Annotated in this window: 12 protein-coding genes; 3 read left to right on the top strand and 9 right to left on the bottom strand. The window is 49.4% G+C overall.

Going from position 1 to position 11,834, the window contains the following annotated elements; all coding sequences use genetic code 11:
- Positions 1-238 precede the first annotated feature (238 nt).
- Complete coding sequence (locus H9625_RS07260) at positions 239-1,186, top strand: aldo/keto reductase (protein WP_225226330.1); 948 nt, start codon at positions 239-241, stop codon at positions 1,184-1,186.
- A 101-nt stretch (positions 1,187-1,287) separates the two neighbouring features.
- Here H9625_RS07260 and H9625_RS07255 read toward each other — a convergent pair whose 3' ends face one another.
- The 4 genes from H9625_RS07255 to H9625_RS07240 form a co-directional block, all read right to left on the bottom strand.
- Positions 1,288-2,133, bottom strand: a complete 846-nt coding sequence (locus tag H9625_RS07255; RefSeq protein ID WP_191763673.1) for an aldo/keto reductase — start codon at positions 2,131-2,133, stop codon at positions 1,288-1,290.
- A gap of 315 nt (positions 2,134-2,448) precedes the next feature.
- Entirely contained in the window at positions 2,449-2,883 is a 435-nt protein-coding gene (locus tag H9625_RS07250) for a hypothetical protein (protein ID WP_191763671.1), read from the bottom strand.
- A gap of 5 nt (positions 2,884-2,888) precedes the next feature.
- The gene (locus tag H9625_RS07245; protein WP_191763669.1) at positions 2,889-3,569 is read right to left on the bottom strand and encodes a zinc ribbon domain-containing protein; all 681 of its coding nucleotides are present in this window, start codon (positions 3,567-3,569) and stop codon (positions 2,889-2,891) included.
- Between the two features lie 68 nt (positions 3,570-3,637).
- Positions 3,638-4,444 carry an AraC family transcriptional regulator gene (locus H9625_RS07240; protein WP_191763667.1) on the bottom strand — a complete coding sequence of 269 codons (807 nt, stop codon included), beginning with the start codon at positions 4,442-4,444 and terminating at the stop codon, positions 3,638-3,640.
- A 377-nt stretch (positions 4,445-4,821) separates the two neighbouring features.
- Between H9625_RS07240 and H9625_RS07235 the strand changes: the two genes are divergently transcribed.
- Positions 4,822-5,184, top strand: coding sequence for an aldo/keto reductase (locus H9625_RS07235; RefSeq protein ID WP_449428982.1), 363 nt, complete (start codon positions 4,822-4,824; stop codon positions 5,182-5,184).
- A gap of 96 nt (positions 5,185-5,280) precedes the next feature.
- Positions 5,281-6,435 carry an iron-containing alcohol dehydrogenase gene (locus H9625_RS07230; protein ID WP_191763665.1) on the top strand — a complete coding sequence of 385 codons (1,155 nt, stop codon included), beginning with the start codon at positions 5,281-5,283 and terminating at the stop codon, positions 6,433-6,435.
- A 64-nt stretch (positions 6,436-6,499) separates the two neighbouring features.
- Here the strand turns inward: H9625_RS07230 and H9625_RS07225 are convergent, their stop codons facing one another.
- The 5 genes from H9625_RS07225 to ppdK all read right to left on the bottom strand — a co-directional run bounded on the left by H9625_RS07225 (position 6,500) and on the right by ppdK (position 11,634).
- A complete protein-coding gene (locus tag H9625_RS07225; protein WP_191763663.1) occupies positions 6,500-6,850 on the bottom strand; it encodes a type II toxin-antitoxin system RelE/ParE family toxin in 351 nt (116 codons plus the stop codon).
- Positions 6,840-7,094: a surface protein gene (locus H9625_RS07220; RefSeq protein WP_191763661.1), complete on the bottom strand. Its 255-nt coding sequence runs from the start codon at positions 7,092-7,094 to the stop codon at positions 6,840-6,842. Before H9625_RS07220 ends, H9625_RS07225 begins: the two co-directional genes overlap by 11 nt.
- 77 nt (positions 7,095-7,171) lie before the next feature.
- The gene (locus H9625_RS07215) at positions 7,172-8,122 is read right to left on the bottom strand and encodes a hypothetical protein (RefSeq protein ID WP_191763659.1); all 951 of its coding nucleotides are present in this window, start codon (positions 8,120-8,122) and stop codon (positions 7,172-7,174) included.
- 205 nt (positions 8,123-8,327) lie between these two features.
- On the bottom strand, positions 8,328-8,513 hold the full coding sequence (locus H9625_RS07210; RefSeq protein WP_022040114.1) for a hypothetical protein: 186 nt from the start codon (positions 8,511-8,513) through the stop codon (positions 8,328-8,330).
- A gap of 400 nt (positions 8,514-8,913) precedes the next feature.
- Positions 8,914-11,634 (bottom strand): pyruvate, phosphate dikinase, encoded by a 2,721-nt coding sequence (gene ppdK, locus H9625_RS07205; protein WP_022040112.1) that lies wholly within the window; start codon positions 11,632-11,634, stop codon positions 8,914-8,916.
- Positions 11,635-11,834: the final 200 nt, after the last annotated feature.

Here is an 11,834-nt window from a genome sequence, read left to right as displayed (position 1 = left end):
ATCGCCCAAAGCACACACGAAAACAGATACATCAAGCCAAGAAAAACTTTTTGGAGAAATTCAAAACAGCTTCTAAAATTGAGAAGAGCCCCTGCAAGCCACGAGGAGTTTGCAGGGGCTTTTCGTTGACAGGAGTATAGCAATTATCCGCAAAACCGGCATATCCTCCCGAATTTTCTATAAGCCTGTTCAGAGGCATATTCCCTACCTTTACATCCGAATCATAAAGAATGAACGTATGAAACTACTGAAGAATCTTCTGTTGTCCGCCCTGATGCTATGGGGCGGCGTATGCGCTACCTATGCGCAAGAGAAAACGACGACGGCAGGCGTGCCCGTGGTCAAGTTGAACAACGGCGTGGAGATGCCCCGGTTCGGCATCGGCACGTTCCTCCAGCCCAGCGACGAAGTGTGCGAACAGTCGTGCCTCACTGCATTGAAAGCCGGCTACCGCCACATCGACACCGCCCATGCCTATCAGGACGAGGCAGGTGTAGGCCGTGCCGTCAAGGAAAGCGGCATCCCCCGCGAGGAAATCTGGATTACCAGCAAGCTTTGGCCCACGGAATACGGCGAGGGCAAGACATTGAAAGCCATCGATGAAATGCTCGACCGTATGCAACTGGACTACATCGACCTGCTCTACGTCCACCAGCCCGTAGGCGACTTCGTGGGAGCCTGGAAAGACATGGAAAAGGCAGTGAAGATGGGCAAGGTGCGCGCCCTCGGCATCAGCAACTTCGATGCCAACGACGAAGTATGGAACACGATTATGCAGGCAGCGACCATCAAGCCCCAAGTGCTCCAGATGGAATGCCACCCCTACGCCCAACGTGTGGAGATGCGCAAGAAAGCCGCTGCGGAAGGCATCCAGGTGGAATGTTGGTTCCCGTTGGGCGGTGCCATGAGCAACGGTGCCTTGTTCAAAGACCCTGTGATAAAGAAGATTGCCGAAGCCCACGGCAAGACTCCGGCACAGGTCATCCTGCGCTGGCACATCCAGGAAGGCTTCTCCGTCATCCCCGGTGCATCGAATCCCGACTACATCAAGGAGAACATCCAAATCTTCGACTTCCAGTTGACCGACGACGAGATGCAGCAGATGCGCTCGCTCAACAAGGAGAAGCGTTTCTTCAACGCCACGCTGGAGGATGTGGAGAAGATGGTTTGGGGGGCAAGGCTGTAAGTCCGGCGAAAGAGGAAAGACCGGTTGGCTAATAAACAACAACGGGAAACATGCAAGTTGCCATGTCTCCCGTTGTCGCTTATTATGTACCCTACCCTGTTTTACCCGTATGTCTCAATCAGGAATTTCACAAACTGCGGGTCGCCGAAGTTCACCGTCCCCGCATCGTGACTGTTTAGCGTAGCGATACGTTTCATTTCCTCATCGGTCAGCGTGAAGTCGAAGATGTCCAAGTTCTGGCGCATACGCTCCACATGCGTGCTCTTGGGGATAGCGACGATGCCCCGCTGCGTGAGCCAGCGCAGAGCCACCTGTGCGGCGGTCTTCCCGTAGCCTTTGCCGATGGAGGCGAGCAGTTCGTTCTTTACCACTCCTTCGGCACCCTCGCCGCCGAGCGGTCCCCATGCCATCATCTTCGTGTCGTGTTCCGCGAGAATCGGCTCGATGCCCTGTTGCTGGACGAGCGGATTGCATTGCAACTGGTTCACCATCGGCTTGATGTCCACATAGTGGGCGAAGTCAAAGAAACGTCCCGCCTGGAAGTTGCTTACCCCGATGGCACGCACCTTGCCTGCGCGGTAAGCTTTCTCCATCGCCCTCCACGAACCGAACACGTCGCCGTATGCCTGATGGATGAGCAGCAGGTCGATGTAGTCGGTCTTCAGCTTGCGCAGGCTCTCGTCAATGCTTGCCGCCGCCTTCTCCTCGCCGGCATTCGATATCCATACTTTCGTCACCAGGAAAATATCCTGCCGGGGGACACTGCTCTTGCTGATGGCGTTCCCCACGCCTTCCTCGTTGAAGTAGGCCTGCGCCGTGTCAATCAGGCGATAACCCACGTTCAGCGCGTCGCTGACGCACCGTTCACATTCCTGCGGGGCTACCTTGAACACCCCGTAGCCCAATAGCGGCATTTCCACGCCGTTGCTCAGTTTGATTGTTTCCATGTTCGTCTTTGTTTAATCGGTTTTCTATAGGGACAAAGATACGGCGGAATGTCGAGCTATTCCATACAAGGATTACGGATGCTTGTGCCTTTTTTACGGATTATCCAAGCCTCGGACGGCACTTATCCTGTAGGATTAGTGCTATCCGAGCCTCGGACAGCGGTTATCGGGGCGGATTGGCGTTGTCGGAGATAATGAAGGTATATGTTAACGTACCTTAGTCCGGAACAGAGCCTACCTCAGTCTGGCACTGAGATAGGCTCAAGTCCGGACTGAGGTTTTATCGATTTTCTTCCCTGAAGCGGACGGCATCGGTCAGCCCGTTACTACTTCAATCCTCATCTTGCAATTCGGTTCGCCTTGTAAAATGGAATGGCAGAGTTTCACCTGAAAATCCCGCCCTTTCCAAAGGCTTTGCAGAGAGTAGAGGACACTCTGACGGGAACATTCACAGAGCATAGGCGTTGTGACATAGCCTTTCTTGCACAAATGGCAAGTACATTCCAGGAAGGTAAGGTAATAGACTTTGCCTTTCTCTACGACCTCGCCTTTTACTCCCGGCAATCCATTCGCCAGCTGAAAGAAGACATCCATGTCCCCTCCAGCATCCTCATAGGGTTTTCTGTAAATGGAAAGCGTGCCGCCGTCCACGCAGTTCTTGCCACATTTCGAGAAGAAGGCACTCCGTTGCTCCGGCGAGAGGCGGGCTATGCCTTTCTCAAATCCTTTGAACCAATCTGATAGTTCCATAAATATCAGATGTTAGAGTGAGAAAATTCGCCGTTAATCCAGAAAGTGGCTTCCTTGCCAACGAAATGAAGAAGCACATAATTCGGGTCGTTCGGTCCGCCGGGGAAATGATAGGCAAACCAGTCTTGCCACATTTCCTTGCGGATGGCATCGTCCGTGATAACCTCTACCGTTCCGCGTAGGGCAACCCCGTCTCCGTAATGGTCATAGCAAAGACCCGCCTTGTTGTTCGCCTTAAAATCATTGACCTTTACAGAGTCGGCACTTGTCGCCATCCATACCTCATGGAAACCCTTGGCTCCAATCTTGGACATCTGCACAGGCCGAGGATAACCGTTGGCATCAACGGAAGCGACCGTCACGTTCTCGCATTGGGCAAGCAAATGGGTTGCTTTTTCCGTCAGTGTCCGTTCATCTTTTTCTTTCCACCGTTTCAGGCGCGGAAAGTATTGAAGCATCTGTTCTTTGGCCTGTATGGGAGTTAGGTTACATCCAGCCTGTGCATTCCATTGGTCTAAGAATTGCAGGCAGAACTCTATCATTTGTCCCATCGTGAAATCCTGGGTAAACGTGCCGTTCTTGTAACAATACATGCAATAATCCTCGCTGCGGCTTCCATCGGCATGGGTCCCTCTGTTCGCATCGTTCAGGGGCATGCCGCAACTTTGACAAAATTGTTGTTCCATATATATCCTATTTAATGTCTATCTCTTTCTTTATAAGCGGTTATAGTTACTTAACAAGGGAAAGAATATCACCCTCTATACTCCGTCGGGCTTACCCCCAGATGCTGCTGCACGTAACGGCTGAAATAGGCAGGCGATGAGAAACCGAACAGGTCGGAAATACGCACGAAAGTCAGCGACTTGTCACGAAGCAGGCGGGAAATGTCGAGCACGGTGTAGCGGTTTATCCAATAGTTGGCGGCATAACCGCTTATCTTGCGGGAGACTTCGGACAAGTATTTGGGCGTGACGCACAGCTTGTCGGCATACCAGTTCACTTCACGGTGTTCACGGTATGTCCCATTCTCCAGCATATTGAGGAAGCGGCTCATGATGGTGGCACTTTGCAGCGGGATATTATCCACACCGTAAAGATGGGAATGGAAATCGAAGAAGTCGATGATAAGCATCTGTACGGAGGCTATCAGCAAGTCGCGACGGAAATGGTGGTCGGTCTGCGCCAGCCGCTCTTCCACCATCTCGAAATCCCGGCGGCACAATTCCCATTGTTTGGCATCCAACTTCATGATGGGATTGCGGAACAGAGCCAGCTGGCCTTTCATGCCATAGTTGCTAAGCGGTGTGGACAGCACGATGAATTCAGAAGTAACGTATATCACCTTTACCCGAAAATCGTCTGCCGGGCGAATGCGTTCCACCAGCTTGCCCTTACGGACAATCATCAGGTCGCCTGCCTGTAACTCACGTTCCTCGCCGTTATATTTCAGCCGGCAACTGCCTGCCAGGCAAAGGGCATGGGCCAGATAATTGCTGTAAGCATCCGTACCCAGTCCGTCAAGGGTATCCTTTATGATAATATTTTCCGCTTCTGCCATATCCTCATTCTTTTATTTCCTTTGCAAATATACTATTTATCGGACAAAAACGGAAATATAGGTATGCCCTACCGTAATTCTTATAACGAGGCTTCCCCCTAACTACCGTACTTTTGCAGCAATATAATAAAAAATGAATATCCGCATTTTGCCCAATTACTCCCTTCCAAATGAAACTATGCTTCAACCGCGATAGAAGCAAGGATAAATGGCTGAGTATCCAATAATACTTGGTCATAGAAGCAAGGATACTTGAAGGCGGAAGTTTACCATAAAACGCTTCTTATTCCCTATTGGGGAAATTGAGGATATTCATATAATAAAAATCAAAAGAACTGGGCATCGGCTTTGTAGCATTCTCCCCACTTGCCAACGGTTTGCTCTCCCGGTATTATACGGAAAACGACCGTTTCGATGCAGTCAACGATTACCGTGCTTCCATGCCCCAGTTCCAGAAGGAAAGCTTCGGGCAGAACAAGACTCTGTTCGCTCTCCTTGATAAGCTGGCTGAGCAGAAACACGCTACTCCCGCTCAAATCTCTCTCGCCTGGATGCTGTGCAAAAAGCCGTGGATAGTCCCCATTCCCGGCACCCGTAAATTGTGCAGGTTGAAAGAGAACATCGGGGCGGCAGACATCCGCCTCTCTTCCGAAGAAATAAAGAATATAGATGCTGCTCTTGATGCCATGCAAATGAGCGACGTGTTCAGCGGTTCGCCTATAAAAAGTAAAGAAGAGTGAAACTTTCGTTGATATTGGTGCTTCAATCCGTAATCCATGTATGGACCGGGAAGTCGGATTGGCGTAACTTTGCCGTATCAATTAAATCTGAAAGATATGAACAAATTCACTTATCAATACCCCGTCCGACAACACTTCGGCAAAGGGTGCGCTGAGAGCGCAATCAAAGAAGAAATGAAACAAGTAGGCAAGAACGTGCTGCTGGCTTACGGCGGCGGCTCGCTGAAACGCACAGGGTTGTATGAAACGCTGATGGAATGGCTGCACGAGTGCGGCAAGAACGTGGTGGACTTCGGCGGCATCCTGCCCAATCCCACCTACGACAAGGTGCAGGAAGGAGCGCAACTGGTGCGCAAATACGGCATCGACTTCATCCTGGCCGTAGGCGGCGGGTCGGTCATCGACTGCTGTAAGATAGTATCGGCACAGGCACGACTGGACGAAGACATCTGGGACATGCAGTACACGCGGCATCAGTTTCCCACGGAGTTTGTGCCGATGGGAGCCGTAGTCACCGCATCGGGCACGGGAGCCGAGCAGAACAACGGAGCGGTCATCACCCATACCGCGAAGAAACTGAAGCAGCCGCTTGTCGGTGCTTACCATTCTTTCGCCATACTCGACAGCGACCTGACAAAGACTTTGCCGATGAAACAAGTCGTCAGCGGAGCTTTCGACACGCTGAGCCATTGCATGGAGACCTATATGGGCCGTCCGCATGGAGACAATCTCTCCGACGAAATCAACGAGGCAGTAATGCGCAACGTCATCAAGAACCTGCGTGCCCTCATTGCCAATCCCGATGATGACTTTGCTCGCGGCGAACTGATGTGGGACTCCGCCCTCGCCGAAAACAGCCTGCTGAAACTGGGTAAGCAGACCGATTTCCAATGTCACATGCTGGAACATGCCGTAGGAGCCTACACCGACTGTAACCACGGGCAGGGACTGGCCGTCATTCACCCCACCTTCTACCGCCACCTTTTAAGTGAGGGCAAGGAGAAGTTGGCACGCATGGCAGAACGGGTATGGAACGTGAAAGGCGATACGACAGACCAGACCGCCGCTCTCGGCATTGATGCCCTTGAATCCTTTATTCGGGAAATCGGCTTGCCCACCCGCTGGAGCGAGATGGGCATCACGGACGAGACAGTCCTGTGTGCCGCTGCCGACACCTGCCTGCTGATGCCCGGCTGCTGCAAGCAGTTCACAAGGGATGAGCTGTTTGAGGTGCTGAAGGAAAAATTATAACAAATGGCTTAGTCCGACTTGCCGACGGATTCATAGCCTTGCCATCCAATGCAAGAATGACAGACTATGGTTGGGCGATGAATCCGTTGGCAATTAGCAACATATCAATTTCTTTTGGTGAGATGTTTTCTCGTTCGGACTTATCATAAATGTAGAGGAGGTTGATGGTGGTCTCGTCTACGCTGGCAATGACGGTGAACGTAATGACCCGTGCTCCGCCGCTCTTCCCTTTTCCTTTGGAGGAGATACGCATCCTGACCTTGCGGAGTCCCCTGCCCAAGTCTGTGCCGAGGGTAGGATTGGCAAGAAGTTCTTCTTGTAAGCCCTCCAAATCTTTCCAGAGAGAACGGTAACGTTTAAGCAGACGTTTAGTCTCTCTCATAAATGTCGGCAGAGGCAGAATTTTAGGCTTCATGTTTCAGTTCCTCCAGAAATTCATCAAAAGACTTGGCTTGCAACTTGCCTTCTTTCATCAGTTTCATTTCTTTCAGCCCTGCATCAATGCCTGCCAGGATTTCTTCCTTGCTGATATATTCCGTTTCTGCTTCCTTTTGTTCACGGATGTTTTCTTGCAGCTTGTCCAGCAGCCACTCCTGATTGTTGAGCGATAAGCTTTGAATGGTTTGCCAAAGGCTGTCTAACGAAATAGTTGCTCTCATTGTTATATCTCCTTTATTGATTGGACTTTGCAAAGATAATGGATTTGTGACCAATATCCAAGCGCATAGGAGGGAAATCACTTGAACAAACTGTACGACACCACCACATTTAAGAATGGTATCGGCGAACGGTCCTGTTTCACCACCGGCTCCACCTCAGTCTTACCTTCCTCGTCTTTCACATTGATGCCCTTTCGGTTCTTCTTATACAGTCCGCTTTTCATTACCATTGACACGCCTGCATGGACGGAAAAGTAGAGACGGTGGTTGAGGATGTACTCATAATGAATCTCAGGTTTCAGCACGGCGTCGGAATAGTAGGCCGTGGACGGGGCGTCTTCCAGCGTGGTGCGCAGGTAGAAGTTTTCGCTGCTCATCGAGGCTCCGGCTGAGATGCGCTGTTTCTCCAGTTCGTAACGCAGGTAGAACTGACTGGGCATGGTGATGTCTACGCTGAGGCGCGGATTGCGGAAGCGGTGCCACCACGTGACGACGGGCATGACGGGCATACTGCTGAACAGCGTCCGCGCCATAACGCCCAGGCTGAAGCTGGTGCGCTCGGTATTCTTCAGCAGCATGACGGCGGAGAACGTCCCATCGAACATGCCGAACCCTTTGTTCCACCCGTCCACGGACAACGCGGCTGAGACAATCATGGGTTTGTTGAATAGCCCGAAATAATACGACCCATTTAGCCCTCCCTCATAATAGTCATAAGCCGATTGCTGAAAGACCTCTGACGACTGTCCGGTCTGTCTGTCGTACACGGTAAATTGGTAGCGGCTGTATGCCAGGTTGGCGTAAAGCGAGACCTTTCTCAACTTCAGCAACGGAATCATGGTAGAAACCTTCAGGGTATGCAAGTTTTTCTTGCGCATCTTCTCCACCTCCTGTCCGTCGAGGCTGAACGTGTAGTCGTGTGCCCACTTGGCCTCCCAATAGAGGTTGACCGTGCGGTAACGTGAGAAATTCTTCGCCATAAACGTGCGGAAATCACTGGCCAGTGAGTCGCTGATGACTTTATGCATGGCTATTTGGGTAATATTTACATGCTCAAAAGAATTTTTAGCAAGTCCGGTCTGAAACCGAACAGAACTTTTAATACTAAACTTATCAAAGAACTATTTGGCATAGTGGCAGAAGCCGCTTAGCCGATATGTTGAATTTTTAATGGACTATTGACATAAAGAATCCGTTACTAAATTCCGGTATTCAATAATTATAGCTTTATATTTAATTGTAAAATTCTTTTCCTGTCAGTTTTAAGATTCTCGATTTGATGGCACCTTTATTTCTGGCAAATATTTGCATAAGTTCAGATATCTTTTTCCCTTGAGAATAAAGGTACAACAATCTTTGGTCATCTTCATCAGTCCAACGTTCATAAGCATTAGCATACATTGCTTTCTGTTGTGCCATGTATGAGATTGTTGTATCCTTTTGAGGCTTGGAATATCCAATGGGTGACTCTATGGAATGAGTCTGCAGAAATGTATATCATTACAACATTGTTAAGGATGAAGCCTAAGAATGCATCCAAATCCATGTCCGAATGTTCGCTGAAATATTCCTTGTAACACATAAGGGTATTACACGTCTTTTGAATAGACATGTTTTCCTTTTTGTCGTTAGCCTTAGTAATGTGGATACATTTTTATCTGCTGCCCAATTACCCACTTTTGACTATAAAAAACTTTCGATATCGATACTATACGCTAAAAAGCATATCAGATTGTACATACCCCACTAACGATGATAGGCGGCAAGGTGGTTTTTCCCACACCTGCCGCCTATCTTACCAATAGTTAGTTATCTTGCTTTATCTCTCAATAGCAGCCTGCGCCGCAGCCAAACGTGCGATAGGCACGCGGAATGGAGAACAGCTGACATAGTTCAATCCTACTTTATCGCAGAACTTCACTGATGAAGGCTCGCCTCCATGTTCGCCACAGATACCGCATTTCAAATCAGGACGTACTGAACGGCCTTTCTCTACTGCCATTTGGATAAGCTGGCCTACACCGTTCTGGTCAAGTACCTGGAACGGATCTACTTTCAGAATCTTCTTCTCCAAATAAACCGGTAAGAAGGAAGCGATATCATCGCGCGAATAGCCAAATGTCATCTGCGTCAAGTCATTCGTTCCAAATGAGAAATATTCAGCATGCGAAGCGATGCGGTTAGCGGTCAGAGCCGCACGTGGAATTTCAATCATCGTACCTACCTTGAACGGAACTTCTATACCTTCTTGTTCGAAAACTCTTTTAGCCGTAGCGCGGATGATGTTTTCCTGTGCTTCGAATTCGTACAAGATACCAATCAACGGAACCATGATTTCAGGATGCGGGTCGTAACCTTCTTTCTTCAGCTCACAAGCGGCACCCAAAATAGCCTCCGTCTGCATTTCGGTAATTTCGGGATAAGTATTTCCCAAGCGGCATCCGCGATGACCTAACATCGGGTTGTGCTCGCACAGGCTTTCTACACGCTGGTGGATATAATCTACCGTAACACCCATCGCTTTCGCCATTTCCTCCTGGCCTTTCTGGTCGTGCGGAACGAATTCATGCAAAGGCGGGTCGAGCAAACGTACATTTACAGGATAACCGTCCATTGCTTTGAATATGCCCTTGAAGTCATTCTTCTGGTAAGGCAACAACTTAGCAAGTGCCTTCTTGCGTCCTTCTTCATCCGGTGCCAGAATCATTTCACGCATAGCGATAATCTTCTGATTGTCAAAGAACATGTGTTCCGTACGGCAAAGTCCGATACCTACGGCACCAAACTTACGGGCTACTTCCGCATCGTGGGGAGTATCCGCATTGGTACGTACCTGCAAGCGGGTATATTTGTTACACAAGTCCATCAGTTTTGCAAAGTTTCCTGATACTTCAGCTGCCTTGGTAGGCACCTCGCCCTGATAAACTTCGCCTGTACTACCGTTCAAGGAAATATAGTCACCTTCTTTCAGCACGACGCCATCGATTTCTACCGTGCGGGCTTTATAGTCTACATTGATAGCTCCTGCACCCGACACACAGCATTTACCCATACCGCGAGCCACTACGGCAGCATGTGAAGTCATACCGCCACGTGCGGTCAAGATACCTTCAGCAACGGTCATTCCAGCCAAGTCTTCGGGAGAAGTTTCGATACGTACCATAACCACCCGATGACCATCGGCACGCCATTTAGCCGCATCTTCTGCAAAGAATACAATTTGACCTGTAGCAGCACCCGGAGAAGCGGGAAGTCCGCGAGTCAAGACCTTAGCGTTACGGAGTTCTTCTTTATCGAATACAGGGTGAAGCAGTTCATCCAACTTATTCGGTTCGCAACGCAAGACAGCTGTCTTTTCATCGATTAAGCCCTGTTCCAGCATCTCCATGGCGATACGCACCATGGCAGCACCTGTACGCTTTCCGTTACGGGTCTGCAAGAACCAAAGTTTTCCTTCCTGTACTGTGAATTCCATATCCTGCATGTCATGATAGTGGTTTTCCAGTTTGGTCTGCAGCTCGTCAAGTTCTTTATAGATTTCCGGCATGGCCTCTTCCATCGAAGGATATTTGCTGGCACGTTCTTCTTCTGAAATGCCTTGCAGTTGCGCCCAGCGTTGAGAACCGATTTTAGTAATCTGTTGCGGCGTGCGGATACCTGCCACTACGTCTTCGCCTTGGGCGTTAATCAGGTATTCACCGTTGAAGAGGTCTTCGCCTGTAGCGGCATCACGAGAGAAGCAAACGCCGGTAGCAGACGTGTCGCCCATGTTTCCGAATACCATTGCCTGTACGTTTACGGCAGTACCCCATTCAGCCGGTATGCCTTCCATTTTCCGGTAAAGGATAGCACGTTCGTTCATCCACGAATCAAATACGGCACAGATAGCTCCCCACAATTGTTCGTAAGCATTGGCAGGGAATTCTTTACCGGTTTGAGTCTTAACAGCTTCCTTGAAGCGTTTTACCAGTTCTTTCAGGTCGTCCACTTCCAGTTCATTGTCCAAGCGGACCCCTTTCTTCTTCTTCACGTCTTCGATAATCGCCTCGAACGGGTCGATATCATCTTTATTGGCAGGCTTCATGCCCAATACAACATCGCCATACATCTGCACGAAACGGCGGTATGAATCCCATGCGAAACGTTCGTTGCCTGTCTTGCGTGCCAATCCGGCAACCACTTCGTCATTCAATCCCAAGTTCAGGATAGTGTCCATCATGCCCGGCATAGACGCGCGTGCACCCGAACGTACAGATACGAGCAACGGATTTTCTACATCACCGAACTTTGATTTCATGAGTGTTTCGACTCCCGCAATAGACTTTTCGACGTCATCTTTCAACAGAGCTACTACATCGTCTTTGCCTTTTTCGAAATATTCGTTACAAACTTCTGTAGTAATGGTGAAACCGGGAGGAACAGGTACGCCAATCAGGTTCATTTCAGCAAGGTTAGCGCCTTTACCGCCCAGCAGGTTTCTCATGTCTGCTTTTCCTTCGGCATGTCCGTTTCCGAAGGTGTAAACTCTTTTTGTTTCCATTTCTTTTGGTAAGATTTATTAGGTTATTATGTTTCTCATAAGTAGAGTGTCTGCAAAGCTATGGAAAATTTGCAACATATCAAATACAAATAAGGTGTTTTTGGGCATGTTTTGACAAACAGACTTGCCAAAAGCGGCTCTCAGGCTTTTTCATACCATTATGATTGGCTGGCCATATAGATAGCTTCGTCTGGTGTAAG

The sequence above is a fragment of the Phocaeicola intestinalis genome, assembly GCF_014837065.1.
In the GTDB taxonomy this organism is placed as follows: domain Bacteria; phylum Bacteroidota; class Bacteroidia; order Bacteroidales; family Bacteroidaceae; genus Phocaeicola; species Phocaeicola intestinalis.
The sequence above is the reverse complement of the archived record's forward strand: the minus strand, read 5'-3'. Positions and strand labels throughout refer to the sequence as shown.

Excerpts from the sequence above, each read along its gene's own strand:
- H9625_RS07260 (WP_225226330.1), top strand. The coding sequence starts at position 239 with ATGAAACTACTGAAGAATCTTCTGTTGTCCGCCCTGATGCTATGGGGC.
- H9625_RS07215 (WP_191763659.1), bottom strand. The coding sequence starts at position 8,122 with ATGCATAAAGTCATCAGCGACTCACTGGCCAGTGATTTCCGCACGTTT.
- H9625_RS07230 (WP_191763665.1), top strand. The coding sequence starts at position 5,281 with ATGAACAAATTCACTTATCAATACCCCGTCCGACAACACTTCGGCAAA.
- H9625_RS07240 (WP_191763667.1), bottom strand. The coding sequence starts at position 4,444 with ATGGCAGAAGCGGAAAATATTATCATAAAGGATACCCTTGACGGACTG.
- ppdK (WP_022040112.1), bottom strand. The coding sequence starts at position 11,634 with ATGGAAACAAAAAGAGTTTACACCTTCGGAAACGGACATGCCGAAGGA.
- H9625_RS07225 (WP_191763663.1), bottom strand. The coding sequence starts at position 6,850 with ATGAAGCCTAAAATTCTGCCTCTGCCGACATTTATGAGAGAGACTAAA.
- H9625_RS07245 (WP_191763669.1), bottom strand. The coding sequence starts at position 3,569 with ATGGAACAACAATTTTGTCAAAGTTGCGGCATGCCCCTGAACGATGCG.
- H9625_RS07220 (WP_191763661.1), bottom strand. The coding sequence starts at position 7,094 with ATGAGAGCAACTATTTCGTTAGACAGCCTTTGGCAAACCATTCAAAGC.
- H9625_RS07210 (WP_022040114.1), bottom strand. The coding sequence starts at position 8,513 with ATGGCACAACAGAAAGCAATGTATGCTAATGCTTATGAACGTTGGACT.
- H9625_RS07250 (WP_191763671.1), bottom strand. The coding sequence starts at position 2,883 with ATGGAACTATCAGATTGGTTCAAAGGATTTGAGAAAGGCATAGCCCGC.
- H9625_RS07255 (WP_191763673.1), bottom strand. The coding sequence starts at position 2,133 with ATGGAAACAATCAAACTGAGCAACGGCGTGGAAATGCCGCTATTGGGC.